We start from the raw sequence: 16579 nt of genomic DNA, 5'->3' as shown, positions 1-16579 counted from the left end.
GGGTCGGAGCGTCATTAAGGCCACTTTTAGTTAAATGCGGATTAAGTTCGGGCGGATGTGGGGCAACCCGTTCGGGTGTCCCATTTGGAGAAAAAAGCCCGCAGAATTACGGACTTAAGCGCGTCTGTTAACTATGATTCTCGGCGGGATTGGCGTTGCCGGCGACCGTCTTCGGCCGCATCTCTAAGGCCATCCAACCAAGTCGTTTTCGTGGTCTTCAATACCCGGAAGATAGCGGGGAAGCGTTGCGCGAGGCTGGTGCGCAAGCACCCTCTCCTCCGCAGCCGTAGCGCGGTTGTCAGCAGCTACACCGCGTACGCGAGCAGGTGCCTGACCGAAAGTTGATCGCACCGCACTGGAAAAGGCCGCAGCGAGAAAATAGCTACGGCAACCGGCACTTTTCAGCAGCCTCTGCGTGTGATACGGTACCGTATCAAGATCGCCTTGAACGGTGCCGAGCACGCAAACGGAGGCTGGCATGAGAGAGTTCGTGCGCGCAGGGTTTTTCGCTCTGGCGGGGTCGTTTCTGTTGATCGGACATGCGATTGCCCAGCCTGCCGCCAATGTGGGCTGCACGGCGGCGCCGTCTGCTGCCGGTACGCAGACCTGGCGCTGCGACAACGGCATCACGATCGTTGCCGAAAGCGGTGCCAGATTTGAACTTAAGGACGCTAACCGCGACGGACATATAGACTCGGTGGAGTTGAGCAGCAAAGCGCTGCTGGTCGAGGTGCCCAAGAAGCCCGGCGGCAATCCCTTCAAGGTGCTGACGCCGCAGGCGATCGCCGCGGTGCGCGGCACGAAATGGGCGGTCGATGTCGCAGAGGCCAAGACTCCGTCTTCGTGGCTGACGGCCGTGTCGGCGTGAGCCGCAGGAATGGTGGGCGCAGCGTGGTATTAGACCGTGGCCAAGGCGTCGACGTGGAAGCCACAGGCCCGTTGACGGTCAAGACATGGGGCCAGCCGCGCGTCGACGCGTTGATGGCAAGACTTGGTCAGTAAGACTTGGCCAATGGTTCGGGTCACCTGGGCGCGGCGAACAGCATTTGGACGATAGAGAAATTGCAACACGACCACATGAGTAGCCGACGCGTTCAGATCCTGGTGGCACTCGTCCTCACCGCACTGTGGGGCGCGGGCATCTATGCCGGTCACGCCAACGGTCATCTGCGTTTTCTCGATCGCCTCGAGGCGACGCTGACGGATTGGCGGACGCAGGTCCGCGGCGTGCGGGTTCCGCCCGATCTCGTCACCATCGTCGCGATCGACGACACCGTCGTGAAGCGCGGCGGCAGCTATCCGCTGCCGCGCGCCGATCTCGCCCGCGTCGTCGACACCATCGTGCAGTTCAAGCCGAAGGTCGTCGCGATCGACCTGCTGCTGGTCGATCGCAGCGCTGCGATCGGCGACGCTACGCTGGCAAATACGCTGGCTACGGGTCCCATCGTCCTTGCCGCCGCAGCGATCTTCCCGTCCGCCAGCGAGACCGTGGAGACCAGCGGCCAAGGCCCCCTCGCCGCCCTGCCGCAGGCCGAGCGCTTCCTGCTGCCCTTGCCGGCGTTCGCCGAGCATGCCGAAGTCGGCGTCGTCAATGTTGCGACCGGACAATCGGGCTCACCGCTCTCGGTGCCGATGCTGTTCCGGACGAGCGACAAGGTCGAGCTGTCCTTTCCGTTGCGGGTCGCGGCGCGCGCGCTCGACAAGTCGCTGACGATCGCGCCGGACCATCTGATGCTCGGCGACCGCGCGGTGCCCACCGATACCGACTTCGCGTTACCGATCACCTATTACGGCCCGCGCCGGACCATCCGCACCGTCAGCGCACAGAGCATCTTCGACGGCACGTTAAGTCGCGCGGCGATCGAGAACCGGATCGTCGTGATCGGGGCCTCGGTCGCCGGCGGCGGTGATTTTTACCCAACACCGTTCGATTCTCTAATGCCCGGCGTCGAAGTGGTCTCCACCGCGATCACCCATCTCGTTGCCGGGGACAGCATCGTGCGCGACCGCAAGGTCCACATCGCCGACGCGCTCATCGCGATCCTGCTGCCGGTGCTGCTGGTGGGCCTGCTCGCCTGGCGGCGCAGCGCGCTCGGCATCGTCGCCGCGGCCGCGGTGATGATCGCCTGGGCCGGGTTCAATCTGTTTGCGTTCACGCATGGCGTCTGGTTGAACGCCGCGAGCACGCTCGCCGCGGCAGTGCCGCCGGTTGCGGTCTTTGCCGGCGTGCAATTGTGGGCGGGAGGCCGCCGCACGCAATATTTTGCCGCCAAGAGCCGGTCGCTCGCGCAATTCCAGGCGCCGGCCGTGCAGGAGTGGCTGGCGCGGGATCCGAATTTCCTGTCAACACCCGTCCGGCAGGACGCAGCAATGGTCTTCATCGATCTCTCCGGCTTCACGGCGCTGAGCGAGCGGATCGATCCGGGTGAACTCCAGGACATTCTGAAGGCGTTTCACGCGCTGATCGAGAAGACCGCGGTCGATTGCGGCGGCATGATCAGCGGCTTTCTCGGTGACGGCGCCATGATCCTGTTCGGCCTGCCCGGCGCGATGCCCGACGACGCCGCACGCGCGCTGAAATGCGCGATCGACCTGCACCGCGGCGTCGAGCGCTGGATCGCGTGGTTGCCGCCAGCGATCAGGGATCAGCTCGGCTTCAAGATCGGCGCGCATTTCGGCCCGATCGTCGCCTCCCGCCTCGGCGAAAGCCATCAGCACATCACGGCGACGGGCGACACCGTCAACGTCGCGAGCCGGTTGATGGAGGTCGCTGCTAAAAACGGCGCGCGTCTCGCGCTCAGCGATACGCTGCTGGATGCGGCCGATTTCCAGGGCGCTCCCCACGGCGTTCTGTCGGGCCCCCTGCTCACGCAGGTCCGCGGCCGCTCCGGCGTCGTGAGCGTCTGGTTCTGGCGCGACCAGGACAGGCCGAACCAGGCCTCGACCAAGGCCGAGATGATCAACTGAACTTTCGTCGTCGTTCCGAGGAGAGCTACCGCGCTTCCGGCGGCGGCGAGCGGTCCAGCACGTCGCCCTTGGCGCCTTCGAGCAGATCGATGCTGTAAGTCTCGATCACGAGCGGGCCGCGCTTGCGCTGCAATTGCGCGACCTGCGTCACCTTGGCAAAGAGATCGTGGACGGCGGGATGGCCGTCAGAGCGCAGCTCGTCGACATAGATCAGTTTGCCCGCAAGCAGCTTTGGATCCGGCTCGGGCATGTTGGCCCAGCGGATGCGCTGGTTTTGCTGCGCCACGCAGCTGCCGCGCGGCAGATAGAAGGCGAGCCAGCCCGTCGTGCCGTAGTCCGGGGCAAGCACGCAGGTCGCGCCATTGCGAGCTCGCACCGCTTCGATTTCGGCAGCGAGCTCGCGCCAGCCGACGCCGACGCTACGCACGGTCGCATCGCGGCGATAGCCGGACAGCCAGCCGGTATTGGCCTGCACGATCAGCGCGGCAAACATCACGATGCCGGTGGGTGCGGCCCAGCGCAGGCAGAAATCCACCAGGCGACGCTGCCGCGGCTTCCACTGCACCAGATTGGCGGCGGCGGCCGCCGCGATGACGAAAGGCGGATAGACCGGCGCGAACCAGTTGGCCTCGACGCGGGCATGCAGCGAATGCCAGACGAAATAGGCGACGATGGTCCAGAACATCGTCTCGATCAGCACGCGCGAGGCGAGTGCGCCGGCCCGGCGCCAGGTCAGCGCGTGCAGCCCCATCGCGCCGAGGATGAACACCAGCGGGGTTGCGAACGCGATCTGCGTCGGAATCAGCTCGGCGATGAAGACCGGACGAAAATCCTCGATCCTGGCGCGCCCGAGCTGCTTTGCGAACGAGACCCATTGATGATCGGCATTCCAGAGGATCACCGGCGAGAACAACGCGAGCGCAACGAAACCGCCCAGATACGGCCAGGGCGAGAGAAACCAGTGCCGCAGTTTCGGCACGGCAGCGATCCAGATCAGGATCGCCAGCCCGAAGAACATCGCGGTGTATTTGGACAGGAGCGCCGCACCGACGGCTGCGCCGACCGCGAGCCACCAGATGCCGCGGCCGCTCTCCAGCACCTTGGCGAGAAAGAACAGCACGAAGCTGGAGGCAACCAGAAGCGGCGCATCGGGCGTGACAATCAGCGTGCCGACCGAGGCCAGCAGCGTTACATTGAGCAGGATGGCGCTGGTCGCGGCCACCCGCGCGCCGCCGATCAGGATCGCGGCGGAGCGATAGACCGCATAGCTCATCGGCAGCGCGAGCAGGATCGAGACCACGCGAACGCCGAGTTCGGTGTCGCCCGCGATCAGGGTCCCGGCGCGGATGACGTAGGCAACCATCGGCGGGTGGTCGTAATATCCCCCGGCGAGGTTCTGCGACCACATCCAGTAATAGGCTTCGTCGAAGGTGATCGGCGTGACGGCGGCTGCGACGAGCCGCAAGCCGACCAGCGCAAGGATCACCAGCGCGGTATTGCGGACGATCCGCGCATCAGCCCCGCCCATCGTGAGCTATTTCTTGCGCCAGACGAACAGTCCGGACATCGCGTAGTTCCACACCACGCCCATCAGCGCCCCGGCCGCACCCGCAAGCCACCAGATCGGCTCCTGGTCGTAGACCGAGAAGGCGACGCCGACATTGGCGAGCAGGCCGACGCTGCACACGATGTAGAACGCGATCAGGCCGCGCAGCAGTGCAAAGCCCTTCAGCCGCTGGTCGCGGTAGGTGAGGAAGTTGTTGAGGACGAAATTGCTGGTCATTGCGACGATGGCGCCGGAGGCCTGCGCTTCCGCGAACGGCTCCTTGAACAGCTCGAGCGATATGAACAGGGTGGTGAGATGCACCACGAGGCCGATGCCGCCGACCATCGCGAACAGCAGGAAGCGTAACGAGACAGCATCGTTGGTGAACTTCGCCAGAACGAGGCCGAGAAAATCCAGCGCGACCATGGAATCGAGCTTGCTTTCGCCGTGCTGGCGCTCGCCGAACGTGTAGGGAATTTCGATGGCGCGCAAGGTGCCGTTAGCGCTTGCGACGAGGTCGAGCAGGATCTTGAAGCCGTGCACGGAAAGTTTCGGCGCGAGCTGCTCGAAGCGGTCGCGGCGAACCATGAAGAAGCCGCTCATGGGATCGGCGATCTCGACCCGCAGCGCTTTCCTGGCGAGTTCCGTTGCCAGCGCGCTGGCGCCGGCGCGCTGCTTGTTGAAGCCTTCGCTCTTGTAGCCCTCGATGTAGCGGCTGCCGACCACGAGTTCGGCCTGCCCGCTCGCGAGCAGCGACAGCATCTTCGGCAGTTGCGTCTCGTCGTGCTGGAGGTCGGCGTCGATCACGGCCGCATAGGGCGCGCTGGAGGCCAGGATGCCCTCGATGCAGGCCCCCGACAGGCCGCGGCGGCCGATACGGCGGACACAGCGCACGCGGCTATCGCGCTGGGCCAGCGCGCGCACGACGTCCCAGGTGCCATCAGGCGAATTATCGTCGACGAACACGACCTCCCAGGCGATGCCGGCCAGCACTGTCTCCAGCCGCCGGTACAGCACCGTGACATTGTCGCGTTCGTTGAAAGTCGGGACGACGACCGACAATTCGGGCGCCGGCGAAGCCGCCCGTGGGTTATCGGAGCCCGGTCTGATCGCTTGATTCATGACGGCAGCGTATATCCGCCGCGTCCTGTGCTGCCAAGAACTTGCGCCAGCAAGCCGGGGTTTCTCTGGGGAGCGGCCCAAAAAGGGGTCCCAAAATGCCAACGACCCCGGAACGGCGGGCGGCGCGTACATCCGGCGCAGCCTGGGCTATTCCAAGGTCGTTCCAGCGCCGGAGTTTTTCGCTCAACGTCGCCGTTAGAAGCTAAATGGGAACGGCAACGCCGCTTTACAAGGGGCGAAAGAGGCCTTTTTCACGCCCTTATTGGTTCGGGACTTCCTTGATCACCGGCCCTCGCGGCACGGGCGCGGCAGGAGCCGCCGGCGCCGCAGCCCCGGCCGGCTCGGCCTTCGCAGGCTTGGGCGGCTTGCCGTACTGGCCGATCGGCCCAAAGACGACGGCGACCGCAAGCACAATCGCCGCGACGATCGCGCCCAAAATGCCCCCCACCGACTCAGACGACATGGAAACCCATCCCTGTTCCAGATGCGCCCAGTGATACCATGGATGAGCGCGCTGCCGGAAGGGCTTGCCGGACGCACCGGTTCAATGGGCTATTTCTGCGGCGGCTTGTGCTTGACGAAGGCCGTCACGATGTCCTTCTGCGCCGCCTCCACCGCCCTGTTCGCGGTCGCGAGATGGGCGCCGGCATCAATATCCGGATATTGCGTGGTGAGATAATCGAGCAGTGCCACCCGGTAGTATTGTCGCTCCGACGGACAGGCTCCGGCGACGGAGCGGCCAAAATCCTGTTCCGACAGGCCCTGATTGCCGACGCGCGAATATTCCCGCGCCAGGCAATGCCAATAATCGTCGCGGCCCTGCGTGGCGAGCTTCTGCGCACCCTTGGCATCGTCATCGTCGGCCATAACTGAAGATATCATGGCAGCAGATGTCATCATGACGAGCGCCGCTCCCACCATCAGCATCCGCATCTTGTTCTCCTTTTTTCGCAGATCCTATCGCGAGCTTAGACGGGACGTCGCAACTGGCCAATCACAACTGGTTTGATTAGGATGGAGGCCCTCCTCCCGCATCCGAGATCCTCCCGTGGCCAAAGCAAAAACCGCGTCCAAAAAATCCGGCAACATCTTCATCGGCATCGGCGGCTGGACCTTCGAGCCATGGCGCGGGGTGTTCTATCCGGAGAAGCTCACGCAAGCCAAGGAGCTGTCCTACGCCGCCTCGAAGCTGACCTCGATCGAGATCAACGGCACCTATTACGGCTCGCAGAAACCGGAGAGCTTTCGCAAATGGGCGAGCGAGGTGCCTGATGGTTTCGTGTTCTCGGTGAAGGGGCCGCGCTTCGCCACCAACCGGCGCGTGCTGGCCGAGGCCGGGGATTCCATCAAGCGTTTCTATGATTCCGGCGTGCTGGAACTCGGCGATCATCTTGGGCCAGTGCTGTGGCAGTTTGCGCCGACCAAAAAATTCGACGGCGCCGATTTCGGAAAATTCCTCGAGCTGTTACCGCGCAAGCTCGAGGGACGCGCGCTGCGCCACGTCGTCGAGGTCCGTCACGACAGTTTCTGCACGTCGGATTTCGTCGCGCTGATCCGCGAATTCGAGACGCCCGTCGTGTTCGCCGAGCACGGCAAATATCCGGCGATCGCCGACGTCGCCGGCGATTTCGTCTATGCGCGACTGCAGAAGGGCAATGACGAGATCAAGACCTGCTATCCGCCGAAGCAGCTCGATGCCTGGGCCAAGCGCTTTCAGGACTGGGCCGAGGGAAGCGAACCCGACGACCTGCCGAAGGTCGACAAGGCCAAGCCGAAGAAGGAACCGCGCGACGTGTTCGCCTATGTCATCCACGAGGGCAAGGTGCGCGCGCCGGCCGGCGCGATGGAACTGATCGCACGGGTGAGCTGAGGTATTTCGCTAAAGGTGTCTCATGGCAAAGGCAAAAAAGCTCTTCACCATCGGCTATGAGCAGACGCCGCCGAAGGCAGTGCTCGACGAGCTGGAGCAATCCGGCGTCAAGCTCGTCGTCGACGTGCGCGCGGTGACGTCATCGCGCCGGCCCGGTTTTTCCAAGAGGCAGCTCGCCGCAGGCCTCGATGAACGCGGCATCGCCTATGTCCATCTGGCAGCGCTCGGCACGCCCAAGGAAGGCCGCCTCGCCGCCCGCAGCGGGCAATACGATGTACTGGAGAAGGTTTTCTCAAAGCACCTGAAGACGCCGGAGGCCAGGGAGCAGATGGACGAGCTCTCGGCGCTGGTGAAGAAAGCCGGTCCCGTCTGCCTGCTTTGCTACGAGCGCGACCACACCCATTGCCACCGCCAGATGATCGCGGAGATCATCGAGGAGCGCGATGGGGTAACGGTGAAGAATTTGGCGGGACGGCAGGCCTGAACGACTCCCTCCGTCATGGCCGGGCCTGTCCCGGCCATCCACGCCTTGCCACACAGCACGAAGAACGTGGATGCCCGGGCTTTCGCGTCGCCGAAGCGGCTTCGGCCGCGCAGGCGGGACAAGCCCGGGCATGACGATGGAATAGAGAGCTAACCCTCCCCATCAAGCCTCAACGTCCCTTCCATCATCTGCACGCAGCTGCCGCCGACATGGGCGGAGACGATCTTGCCGTCCTGCTTGCGCACGCGCGTCTGCAGGATGCTGGGCCGGCCCATGTCAAAGCCCTGGCCGACCGTGAGCCTCAACTCGCCGTCGCGCCTGGGATCGAGATCGGCGAACAGCGCGGCGGCTGCGACGGTTGCGCTGCCGGTCGCGGGATCCTCGGTGAGGCCGCTGGCGCCGCGCATGAACATGCGCGCCTGGCGCTCACATGGCGCCTCCGCTGCGGGCACGTCACGGGTATAAAACCACACCGAGCGGGCGCCATCGCGTGGCAATATCTTGCCATAGGCCGCGGCATCCGGCCGGGCCCGCTTCAGCGCCTCGCGCGAATGCAGCTCCATCACGAGAAACGCGTTTCCGACGGTGACGACGTGCGCTGCGTGGTTGTCGGTCTTGATGTCATCCGCGCCGAGCGAGATGCAACTCGCGGCTTCAGCAGGTGACAGTGGCGCATACCGCGCCAGCGGCTGCGGCGCGGTCAGCTCCGTTCTGACCACCCGGCCCTGCTCCCACACGATCTCGACCGGCACGAGCCCCGCCTTCTCCTCGAACAGCAGGCGCGGTTTCGGCTCCTTCGCCAGCGACGCCAGCACGAAGGCTGTGCCGACATTGGGATGACCGGCAAAGGCGATCTCCAACACCGGCGTGAAGATGCGCACTTCGGCGTCGTTGGCCTTATCGCGCGGCGGCAGTACGAAGGTCGTCTCCGAATAGTTGAACTCGGTCGCGATCGCCTGCATCTGCTGCGTGGAGAGCCCGCCGGCATCCAGCACCACGGCGAGCTGGTTGCCTCCGAAGGCGCGGTCGGTGAACACGTCGACGGTGATGTAGCGGCGCTGCATCTTCGCTTCCTCTTCACGCAAGCGCAGCCGCGGTCGGCTGCATCGCCGGCACTCTACAAGCCGGCGACATCGCCCGTCATGCCCCAAAATAGAGTGCAATCGGAGCAATCGCGGAAGACGGAAAAGCGGCAGAGCGAACGTGGCGATGCGAGCACTTGCGCGCGTTCACTCTGATCGACGATCAGCCCATCGATAAATCGCCGGTTCTTCGCGTAGCTTTGCGCCTTCTCGAACTGCGTGTGCGGCCAGTCGCTGCCCCAGAGCAGTCGATCGAGGCCGTACGCGTTGCGCAGCAGCGGGTAGGCCGTCTTCGCAAAATCTTCGCCGGCCGCGCCGTTGCGATACGGCGCCGAATCTACTCCGCCTCCAGCGCGAGATCCCGCGCAGTCCGCCATCAGCGTTCGCGACGCCGGGCTGGCGGACTTCACCGGCCCGGCTTCGTCTCTGCCGCGAGTTAGTACGCGGACGCCGTGTTGGGCAGGCAAGGCGGCTGTGCGTAAGGCGCAGAGGCATACGCGCCTGCTGCCGGAGCCCTGACGCAGTCGGTCGCCACGTGAGTTGCGGCGCGGCGCGGCACGCTGTCCCGCGCCGATGCGGCCTGGCTTTGGGTGACAGCGGCGGCGATCAGGGCGGCTGCAACAAGGATCGATCGAGTCATTGGCTTCTCCGGGTGACAAAGGGAAGCTGAGATTTTCGGCTTCCACCGTGCAAGACCCAAAAGCTACCAAGGATATTTCATCACGCGCCTTCAACGAAACGCGAGCCGCTTCAACGAAACGCGACTCACAAGTGAAGGCGCAGGCGGCGGCCCTCACCCCAGTTGAAACACCGCCACCTTCTGCTCATAGCCGCGCACCTCGACCTCCCCAAGCGACACCGCATCGTCGCCGTCCTCGCCCAGCGCCTCGCGGACCGCCGCCGAGATCAAGAGCTGCGAGCCGAACTCCTTGTTCAGCGCCTCCAGCCGGGAGGCGAAGTTCACGGTGTCTCCGATCACCGTGTATTCCTTGCGCCGGGGCGAGCCGATATTGCCGGCGACGACCTCGCCAAAATGGATGCCGATTCCGATTCTGAGCGGCCAGCTCGTCTGCGCGTTGATGCGCGCCATCGCGGTCAGCATCTCGCGGCCCGCGGCGACCGCGCGGTGCGCGGCGTCGGAGGTCTCCAGCGGCGCGCCGAACAGGGCCAGAAAGCCGTCGCCCAAAAACTTGTTCACGATGCCCCCCTCGCGGTCGAGAATGTCGACCAGGACGGCGAAGGCGCCGTCGAGCCGGTCGACCACCTCCTGCGGGGTGCGCGACTGCGCGCCGGCGGTGAAGCCGCGGAAATCGACGAACATCACGGCGACGCGGCGGAGGTCGCCGGCGGCGCTCGTCCCCGCCGCCATCAGCCGCTCCACCACCTGTGGCGACACGTGCTGACCGAACAGGTTGGTCACCCGGTCGCGCGCGGTCGCTGCGGCAATGCTTGCGGCGAACTGGCGGCGGAGCTGCGCACCGACCGCGCCTGCAAGCACGCCGCAGATCAGGATGATGGTGCTTCGCACCGCGTGGAAATAGATCTGCGGCTCGCCGCTCCCGCTGGCGGGATCGAAGATCAGCGCCACAGCGAGCAACTCACCCGCAGCGACGAAGCCGGTGAAGGTGGACAGCCAGAAGTCGAGCCGCAGGGTCGAGAGGATGACGAAAATGAAATAGATCAGCGGCACGACGAAGCCGAGCGCCTGGCTCGCGCCCATGCTGCGGATCTGCAGGATCAGGATGACGGTCGGCAGCGAGGTCTCGATCAGCGCGCCGATATAGCGCCGGATCACCGGCAGATCGCGGTCGAGCTTGAGGTTTAGCCTGATCTGGCTGTGGACCCAGACCTCGAACAGGATGAAGCCGGTCAGGAGACCATAGACCTCGGCAAGCCCCTCCGTGCCCCGCCAGACCCGCTGCACCACGGAGGAATTGACGAGGTAGATCGCGGTGAGGAACACGACGATGACGCAGCCCGTCGTGATCAGCGCCCTCACTCGCACGAGCTCGGTGCGCAGCACCTCGCGCGTCAGCTCGCGCTCGAAGTCTTCGGACATCACGGCATGCTGCCGGGCCTTCCTGCTCGCAAAACTGACCATTCCGCCCCCTTGATTCCAGGGGCATCTTGCCTCAATCCAGCGTGCGGCGGAAGCGCGTCACGGCGATGGTCATGGCGAGCAGCATCAGGACCGCCAGCGCCAACGCGTCGAAACGCAAATTTTGCATGCTCGCACCCTTCAGCATGATGGCGCGGACGATGCGCAAATAATGCGTCAGCGGCAGGCACTCACCGACATATTGCGCCCAGGCCGGCATCCCGGCGAACGGGAACATGAATCCGGACAGCAAGATGCTCGGCAGGAAGAACATCATCGACATCTGCATCGCCTGGAGCTGGTTCTGCACCAGCGTCGAGATCGTGTACCCGATCGCCAGATTGGTCGTGATGAAGAGCGTCGAGAGCAGCGCCAGCAGGAACAGATTTCCGAGCACCGGCACGCCAAACAGGCCGACCCCGATGCCAATGATGAGGAACGCCTGCACGAACCCGACCAGCACGTAGGGAATGATCTTGCCGAACATCACCTCGACCGGCTTGATCGGCATCGACAGCAGGCTCTCCATCGTGCCGCGCTCGACCTCGCGCGTGACCGAGAGCGCGGTGAAGATCAGCATGGTCATGGTCAGGATGGTGCCGACGAGGCCCGGCACGATGTTGAGGCTCGACGCGGCGGCGGGGTTGTAGCGGGCGTGCGCGCGGATCTCGAACGGCATCTCCGGGGGATCTCCGATGTAGAGATCGTGCTTGAGTGCGGTCTGCACGACCATGCCGAGCGAGCCGATCGCCGCGCTCGCCGCCACTGGATCGGTGGCGTCAGCCGCGACCAGCAGCGCCGGCTTATCGCCGCGCCGCACTGCCCGCTCGAAGCCGCGCGGGATCTCGACGCCGAACAGAACCTTGCCGGATTTCAGGAGATTGTCGAAATCTTCGACGTCGTGGACTTCGTAGAGAAAGCGGAAATAGGCGGTGTTCTCCAGCGCCTTCAGGATCGAGCGTGCGAGATCGGAATCCTCCTGAAGCAGCACCGCGCTCGGCAGATTGTGCGGCGTGGTGTTGATGGCATAGCCGAACAAGAGCAGCTGCATCACAGGCAGCATCACGATCATCGCAAATGACACGCGGTCGCGCTTGAGCTGGATGAACTCCTTGATCAGCATCGCATAGGAGCGCCTCCAGAAGCCGAAGCGCTCCCGGATCGCGTGCTGGGGTTCAGGATGATCGACCGCGCTCATTGGAAATTGTCCTTGGAACGGCTCATCAATTCGATAAACACGTCTTCCAGTGACGGCGATGATTTGTGCCAATGCAGTCCACTTTTTTCGCGCCACGGCGCGATGCTGGCCTCGAGCGCGGCGACGTCGCGGCCGGAGACGTGCAGCGACGTGCCGAACGGCGCCACCATGTCGATTCCCGGCTTGCCGGTGAGCGCAGCCGTGAGCTCGTTCAGGTCCTCGCCCGTCACGGTGTAGGTCGTCAACGCGGATTTCGCGATCACCTCGTCCACGGTGCCATGCACGAGCAGATGGCCATAGGCGATATAAGCGATCTCGTGACAGCGCTCGGCCTCGTCCATGTAGTGGGTCGAGACCAGCACGGTGAGACCGTCGGCCGCGAGTGCATGAATCTCGTTCCAGAAATCGCGCCGCGCTTTGGGATCGACGCCGGCGGTCGGCTCGTCGAGCAGCAGCAGTTTCGGACTGGGCAATGTGCAGGCACCTAGCGCCAACCGCTGCTTCCAGCCGCCGGAGAGTTCGCCCGCGAGCTGTTCCTCGCGCCCCGAGAGCCCGATCCGCTTGATCATGTCGCGCGCGGCGCCGCGGGCGTCGGCAAGGCCATAGAGCCGCGCGACGAATTCGAGATTCTCGCGCACCGACAGGTCCTGATACAGGCTGAACCGCTGGGTCATGTAGCCGACCTGGCGCTTGATCTTTTCGGCGTCGTTCAGGATGTCGTAGCCGAGGCAGGTGCCCTCGCCGCTGTCGGGTGTGAGCAGGCCGCAGAGGATGCGGATGGTCGTCGTCTTGCCGGAGCCGTTCGGCCCGAGGAAGCCGTAGATCGAGCCGCGTTTCACCTGCATCGACAGATCGTGCACGACCTCCCGGCCGCCGAACGACTTGGTCAGGCCCTTGACGTCGATCGCGATGCCATTGCCGCTCATCGTTTGTCCGCCACCGGAGTTTTTGGATTGAGATAGACGTCGATCGGCTGTCCGACGCGCAAGGCGTCGGGACGCGAAGGCCGCGCCTGGATCAGATAGACGAGCTTGTTGCGCTCCTCGAGGCTGTAAATGACAGGCGGCGTGTATTCGGCCGAGGTTGCGATGAAATAGATCTTTGCGGTGAGATCGGCGGCGCAATTGTCGCACGCGATCCGCACCGTATCGCCGATCGCAAGCTTCGGCAGCTCGGTCTCCGGCACGAAGAAGCGCAGCTTCATGTTGCCGGGCGGCATGATCGAGAGCACCGGCCGCTGCGCCGCCACCATCTCGCCCTCGCGAAAATAGATCTGCTGGATGGTGCCGGCGACCGGCGCAAAGCCCTTGCGCCGCGCCATCCGCGTCTCCGAGGTCGCCACCCGTGCCTCGGCGACGCGCAAGGCGGAGACCGCCGAGTCGAGATTGGCCTGCGTGCCCGAGCCGGTCTTGCTCAGCGAAGCCGCGCGATCGTAGGTTTGCTGCGCATTCGCCAGCGTCGCCTTGTTCTGATTGAGATCGGCAAGCTGGAGATCGTCGTCGACGGAATAGAGATGATCGCCGACCTTGACCTGATCGCCCTCGCGGACGTTGAGCTTCGTCACGCGACCCGCCTCGTCTGGGCTAACGAAGATCATGTCAGCCTCGACCCAGCCCTGGAAGCCGGGATCACGCTTGTCCTTACAACCGGCAAGCCCGGTCGCGAGGACCGCGATCAATGCGAGTACAGAAATTGCTTGCGACGGCCTCATGTCGTGCTCCGTTCGCCAAAAATCAAATCGAGATGAACGCGCAGCATGTCCTGCGCGTCGAGCGGCGCGTGCCGCGCAAACAGGCTCTGCCAGATCACCGCGATCATCGCGGGTGCGACCAGGATCTGCGGATAGTGCGCCAGGTTCTTCTGGCGGATCTCGCCGCGGGCGATGCCGAGCTCGATCAGGGCGCGCATGGCGGAGATGCCGCGCGAGACGACCTCGCGGTAGTAGAAGTCGGCCACGGAGGGAAACCGCGGCCCCTCGGCCACGATCAGGCGCACGAGATCGCCGCGCCTGGTGCCGATGACCTCCTTCAGGAAGTTGCTCGCAAACGCCTCGACCAGATCGCGCACCGAGCCCGCCGGTGGCGGCAATGCCGTCAACCGGGTCACGACAGGCACGATCACCGTCCGGACCAGCTCCTCGAACATCGATTCCTTGTCCTTGAAGTGCAGGTAGATGGTGCCCTTGGCGACACCCGCACGCTTCGCGATGTCGTCGAGCCGCGTCGCGGCAAAGCCCCGCGCGATGAATTCCTCCATCGCGGCATCCACGATCGCCGCGCGCCGCTCCGCCGCGCGCGTGGCACGGCTCGACGCGGGCACCGCGTCCTCGCCAGCGTGTGAATTGGCCTTCGCGTTCGCGCGAGCTGCGGGCGGCGTGGCGGCTTTGGCGGGTTTCCTGGTCATCTATCTGATATGACTGACCAGTCAGTCATAGTCAAGACAGCGCTGCGGACCCAATCTGGTCCACAAATTAGTATTGACTAATTCATTAGCTACGGCTAATCTAATTCTATGATCGAAGCCGCCCCAAATCCCGTTACCACCGTCATGCGCGCCCTCGCGGACCCGACGCGACGCGCCGTCTTCGAACGCGTGTTCGAGAGCACGGAGATCAGCGTCGCTGAACTCACGCGGGGAAGTGGCGTGACGCAAGGCGCGATCTCGCAACATTTGAAGTCCCTCAAGCAGGCCGGCCTCGTCGCCGAGCGTGCCGAGGGCCGCAACGTCTATTACCGTGCCGCGCCGCAAGGCCTCGAACCGCTGGTCTCCTGGATGGACCATTACGGCGTGTTCTGGCGCGAGCGCTTCCAGAACCTGCGTGACCTCTTGAAGGAGATCGAGCCGTGAGTGCTGTTGAATTGAAAGCCGAGACAAAAGACATCGTCATCGACGAGGTGCTCCCTCATGCGCCGGAGACGATCTGGAAGGCGCTGACCAGCGCCCAGCTCATCGCGCGCTGGCTGATGCCGCCGACCGGTTTCGAGGCCGTCGAAGGCAACACTTTCACCTACCAGACCACGCCGGGCGGCGCATGGGATGGTGTCATCCATTGCCGGGTCCTGGAAGTCATGCCGAACCGCCGCCTCGTCTACGCCTGGAAGGGCGGCGATGAGCGCAACATTGGCTACGGCGCGCCGCTCGACACCGTCGTGACGTGGTCCCTCACCCCGGTCGAGGACGGCACGCGGATCCGTCTGGTTCATGCGGGCTTCGTCTTGCCCAGGAACGAATCGGCCTACACGGGCATGAGCGGCGGCTGGAAGAAGGTCGTCCGCCAGCTCGACGAGATCAGCGGCGAAGACAAGTAAGGAGTAATCGCATGACCAAGCCCTATACCGGCGGCTGCGCCTGCGGCGCGATCCGCTATTCGATTGCCGGTGAGCCGCTGTTCAGCAATCACTGCCAGTGCCGGGACTGCCAGCGCGAAAGCGGCAGCGCCCACGGCTCGTACATGACATTCGCACGCGACGGCGTCACGGTGACGGGCGAGGCAAAGCATTGGGACATGGTCGCCAACAGCGGCAACGTGAAGACGCGCGGTTTCTGCACACAGTGCGGCGTGCCTGTGTACATGACCTTCGCGGCACAGCCCGACGTCTTCACGATCCGCGCCGCAAGCCTCGACGAGCCCGCCCGCTACAAGCCGCAGGCGGTCACTTTCGCCGCGCGCGGACATCACTGGGATCGTCTTGACCCTGACCTGCCCAAATTCGCGGGCATGCCGCCGGGGTGAGGCATCGCAGGTGGAAGCGCGCGCAAGACCGCGCGCGTTCACGTCAACTATGAAACTTCAACCCGTCGACGATCTTGTCGATCACCTTGCGCTCCGCGCGCATCGCGAGACCGACGAGATCGAGATCGGTGCGCGCCACTGCCCTCACCACCTCGCGGTTGGCCGCATCATGAGTGGTCTTGAACATGTCCTCGGTATAGACCGCCGGCTTGACGTTGCGCGTCAGGGCCCGATCGAGCGCGCGCGTCAATGCGGGACCGTCGGCCCCATAGATCAGGATCGGCTGACCGATCAGCGCGTGATATTTCGTGCCCGACGCGTCCTCATAGGGCTCGCCGATGCATTCCGGAAAGGCCGCGGCGATGCCGCTGGTGAGGAAGGCCGCGACGTTGAGCTTCTGCCAGGCTTGAAGATCGGTACGAATCACGATGGCGATCTTGGTATCGAACTGCATGCAACTCCCCGACTGTCATTCCGGA

General features: G+C 64.4%; 19 protein-coding genes and 1 pseudogene. 7 read left to right on the top strand and 13 right to left on the bottom strand.

Features of this window, described 5'->3' with window-relative positions; all coding sequences use genetic code 11:
* Positions 1-478 precede the first annotated feature (478 nt).
* Both BcanWU425_RS15465 and BcanWU425_RS15460 read left to right on the top strand, forming a co-directional pair.
* Positions 479-1002 (top strand): annotated as a pseudogene (locus BcanWU425_RS15465) (FecR domain-containing protein).
* A gap of 75 nt (positions 1003-1077) precedes the next feature.
* Positions 1078-2967: a CHASE2 domain-containing protein gene (locus BcanWU425_RS15460; RefSeq protein ID WP_204511627.1), complete on the top strand. Its 1890-nt coding sequence runs from the start codon at positions 1078-1080 to the stop codon at positions 2965-2967.
* A 25-nt stretch (positions 2968-2992) separates the two neighbouring features.
* On the opposite strand, the gene BcanWU425_RS15455 is transcribed toward BcanWU425_RS15460, so the two are convergent.
* The 4 genes from BcanWU425_RS15455 to BcanWU425_RS15440 all read right to left on the bottom strand — a co-directional run bounded on the left by BcanWU425_RS15455 (position 2993) and on the right by BcanWU425_RS15440 (position 6568).
* On the bottom strand, positions 2993-4495 hold the full coding sequence (locus tag BcanWU425_RS15455) for a glycosyltransferase family 39 protein (protein WP_204511628.1): 1503 nt from the start codon (positions 4493-4495) through the stop codon (positions 2993-2995).
* Between the two features lie 6 nt (positions 4496-4501).
* Positions 4502-5635 (bottom strand): glycosyltransferase family 2 protein, encoded by a 1134-nt coding sequence (locus BcanWU425_RS15450; protein WP_026232986.1) that lies wholly within the window; start codon positions 5633-5635, stop codon positions 4502-4504.
* 259 nt (positions 5636-5894) lie between these two features.
* Complete coding sequence (locus tag BcanWU425_RS15445) at positions 5895-6098, bottom strand: hypothetical protein (RefSeq protein WP_026232985.1); 204 nt, start codon at positions 6096-6098, stop codon at positions 5895-5897.
* 89 nt (positions 6099-6187) lie between these two features.
* Complete coding sequence (locus tag BcanWU425_RS15440) at positions 6188-6568, bottom strand: hypothetical protein (RefSeq protein WP_085351074.1); 381 nt, start codon at positions 6566-6568, stop codon at positions 6188-6190.
* Positions 6569-6683: 115 nt separating this feature from the next.
* Between BcanWU425_RS15440 and BcanWU425_RS15435 the strand changes: the two genes are divergently transcribed.
* Positions 6684-7505, top strand: coding sequence for a DUF72 domain-containing protein (locus tag BcanWU425_RS15435; RefSeq protein WP_085385045.1), 822 nt, complete (start codon positions 6684-6686; stop codon positions 7503-7505).
* Positions 7506-7527: 22 nt separating this feature from the next.
* Complete coding sequence (locus BcanWU425_RS15430; RefSeq protein ID WP_018455600.1) at positions 7528-7989, top strand: DUF488 domain-containing protein; 462 nt, start codon at positions 7528-7530, stop codon at positions 7987-7989.
* A 149-nt stretch (positions 7990-8138) separates the two neighbouring features.
* Here the strand turns inward: BcanWU425_RS15430 and BcanWU425_RS15425 are convergent, their stop codons facing one another.
* The 8 genes from BcanWU425_RS15425 to BcanWU425_RS15390 all read right to left on the bottom strand — a co-directional run bounded on the left by BcanWU425_RS15425 (position 8139) and on the right by BcanWU425_RS15390 (position 14770).
* Entirely contained in the window at positions 8139-9053 is a 915-nt protein-coding gene (locus tag BcanWU425_RS15425) for a PhzF family phenazine biosynthesis protein (protein WP_204511629.1), read from the bottom strand.
* 53 nt (positions 9054-9106) lie between these two features.
* On the bottom strand, positions 9107-9481 hold the full coding sequence (locus BcanWU425_RS15420) for an amidohydrolase family protein (protein WP_231190577.1): 375 nt from the start codon (positions 9479-9481) through the stop codon (positions 9107-9109).
* A gap of 26 nt (positions 9482-9507) precedes the next feature.
* On the bottom strand, positions 9508-9711 hold the full coding sequence (locus tag BcanWU425_RS15415; RefSeq protein WP_083926403.1) for a hypothetical protein: 204 nt from the start codon (positions 9709-9711) through the stop codon (positions 9508-9510).
* Positions 9712-9864: 153 nt separating this feature from the next.
* On the bottom strand, positions 9865-11172 hold the full coding sequence (locus BcanWU425_RS15410) for an adenylate/guanylate cyclase domain-containing protein (RefSeq protein WP_204511630.1): 1308 nt from the start codon (positions 11170-11172) through the stop codon (positions 9865-9867).
* Between the two features lie 31 nt (positions 11173-11203).
* Positions 11204-12367 carry an ABC transporter permease gene (locus BcanWU425_RS15405; RefSeq protein WP_018455596.1) on the bottom strand — a complete coding sequence of 388 codons (1164 nt, stop codon included), beginning with the start codon at positions 12365-12367 and terminating at the stop codon, positions 11204-11206.
* The gene (locus tag BcanWU425_RS15400; RefSeq protein WP_204511631.1) at positions 12364-13293 is read right to left on the bottom strand and encodes an ABC transporter ATP-binding protein; all 930 of its coding nucleotides are present in this window, start codon (positions 13291-13293) and stop codon (positions 12364-12366) included. Before BcanWU425_RS15400 ends, BcanWU425_RS15405 begins: the two co-directional genes overlap by 4 nt.
* The gene (locus tag BcanWU425_RS15395) at positions 13290-14078 is read right to left on the bottom strand and encodes an HlyD family secretion protein (protein ID WP_085351069.1); all 789 of its coding nucleotides are present in this window, start codon (positions 14076-14078) and stop codon (positions 13290-13292) included. Before BcanWU425_RS15395 ends, BcanWU425_RS15400 begins: the two co-directional genes overlap by 4 nt.
* Complete coding sequence (locus BcanWU425_RS15390; protein ID WP_085351068.1) at positions 14075-14770, bottom strand: TetR/AcrR family transcriptional regulator; 696 nt, start codon at positions 14768-14770, stop codon at positions 14075-14077. Before BcanWU425_RS15390 ends, BcanWU425_RS15395 begins: the two co-directional genes overlap by 4 nt.
* A 108-nt stretch (positions 14771-14878) precedes the next feature.
* Here BcanWU425_RS15390 and BcanWU425_RS15385 point away from each other — a divergent pair, with 108 nt between their 5' ends.
* From BcanWU425_RS15385 to BcanWU425_RS15375, 3 genes are read left to right on the top strand one after another with little or no spacing between them, the layout of a single operon-like run.
* Positions 14879-15214: an ArsR/SmtB family transcription factor gene (locus tag BcanWU425_RS15385; RefSeq protein ID WP_085361698.1), complete on the top strand. Its 336-nt coding sequence runs from the start codon at positions 14879-14881 to the stop codon at positions 15212-15214.
* The gene (locus BcanWU425_RS15380) at positions 15211-15675 is read left to right on the top strand and encodes an SRPBCC family protein (protein ID WP_085351066.1); all 465 of its coding nucleotides are present in this window, start codon (positions 15211-15213) and stop codon (positions 15673-15675) included. The genes BcanWU425_RS15385 and BcanWU425_RS15380 overlap by 4 nt, the downstream gene beginning before the upstream one ends.
* A gap of 11 nt (positions 15676-15686) precedes the next feature.
* Positions 15687-16100, top strand: coding sequence for a GFA family protein (locus BcanWU425_RS15375; protein WP_018455590.1), 414 nt, complete (start codon positions 15687-15689; stop codon positions 16098-16100).
* Between the two features lie 43 nt (positions 16101-16143).
* Here the strand turns inward: BcanWU425_RS15375 and BcanWU425_RS15370 are convergent, their stop codons facing one another.
* Entirely contained in the window at positions 16144-16554 is a 411-nt protein-coding gene (locus BcanWU425_RS15370; protein ID WP_204511632.1) for a DUF2000 family protein, read from the bottom strand.
* Positions 16555-16579: the final 25 nt, after the last annotated feature.

Source organism: Bradyrhizobium sp. WU425 (assembly GCF_021052305.1).
GTDB classification, from domain to species: Bacteria; Pseudomonadota; Alphaproteobacteria; order Rhizobiales; family Xanthobacteraceae; genus Bradyrhizobium; species Bradyrhizobium canariense_D.
Note: the sequence above shows the minus strand (reverse complement) of the source record. Positions and strands in the feature narration are given on the sequence as shown.

What these genes read in the sequence shown, in the direction of transcription:
- BcanWU425_RS15460 (WP_204511627.1), top strand. Translation starts at nt 1,078, where the DNA reads ATGAGTAGCCGACGCGTTCAGATCCTGGTGGCACTCGTCCTCACCGCA.
- BcanWU425_RS15455 (WP_204511628.1), bottom strand. Translation starts at nt 4,495, where the DNA reads ATGGGCGGGGCTGATGCGCGGATCGTCCGCAATACCGCGCTGGTGATC.
- BcanWU425_RS15450 (WP_026232986.1), bottom strand. Translation starts at nt 5,635, where the DNA reads ATGAATCAAGCGATCAGACCGGGCTCCGATAACCCACGGGCGGCTTCG.
- BcanWU425_RS15445 (WP_026232985.1), bottom strand. Translation starts at nt 6,098, where the DNA reads ATGTCGTCTGAGTCGGTGGGGGGCATTTTGGGCGCGATCGTCGCGGCG.
- BcanWU425_RS15440 (WP_085351074.1), bottom strand. Translation starts at nt 6,568, where the DNA reads ATGCGGATGCTGATGGTGGGAGCGGCGCTCGTCATGATGACATCTGCT.
- BcanWU425_RS15430 (WP_018455600.1), top strand. Translation starts at nt 7,528, where the DNA reads ATGGCAAAGGCAAAAAAGCTCTTCACCATCGGCTATGAGCAGACGCCG.
- BcanWU425_RS15425 (WP_204511629.1), bottom strand. Translation starts at nt 9,053, where the DNA reads ATGCAGCGCCGCTACATCACCGTCGACGTGTTCACCGACCGCGCCTTC.
- BcanWU425_RS15415 (WP_083926403.1), bottom strand. Translation starts at nt 9,711, where the DNA reads ATGACTCGATCGATCCTTGTTGCAGCCGCCCTGATCGCCGCCGCTGTC.
- BcanWU425_RS15410 (WP_204511630.1), bottom strand. Translation starts at nt 11,172, where the DNA reads ATGGTCAGTTTTGCGAGCAGGAAGGCCCGGCAGCATGCCGTGATGTCC.
- BcanWU425_RS15405 (WP_018455596.1), bottom strand. Translation starts at nt 12,367, where the DNA reads ATGAGCGCGGTCGATCATCCTGAACCCCAGCACGCGATCCGGGAGCGC.
- BcanWU425_RS15400 (WP_204511631.1), bottom strand. Translation starts at nt 13,293, where the DNA reads ATGAGCGGCAATGGCATCGCGATCGACGTCAAGGGCCTGACCAAGTCG.
- BcanWU425_RS15395 (WP_085351069.1), bottom strand. Translation starts at nt 14,078, where the DNA reads ATGAGGCCGTCGCAAGCAATTTCTGTACTCGCATTGATCGCGGTCCTC.
- BcanWU425_RS15390 (WP_085351068.1), bottom strand. Translation starts at nt 14,770, where the DNA reads ATGACCAGGAAACCCGCCAAAGCCGCCACGCCGCCCGCAGCTCGCGCG.
- BcanWU425_RS15385 (WP_085361698.1), top strand. Translation starts at nt 14,879, where the DNA reads ATGATCGAAGCCGCCCCAAATCCCGTTACCACCGTCATGCGCGCCCTC.
- BcanWU425_RS15375 (WP_018455590.1), top strand. Translation starts at nt 15,687, where the DNA reads ATGACCAAGCCCTATACCGGCGGCTGCGCCTGCGGCGCGATCCGCTAT.
- BcanWU425_RS15370 (WP_204511632.1), bottom strand. Translation starts at nt 16,554, where the DNA reads ATGCAGTTCGATACCAAGATCGCCATCGTGATTCGTACCGATCTTCAA.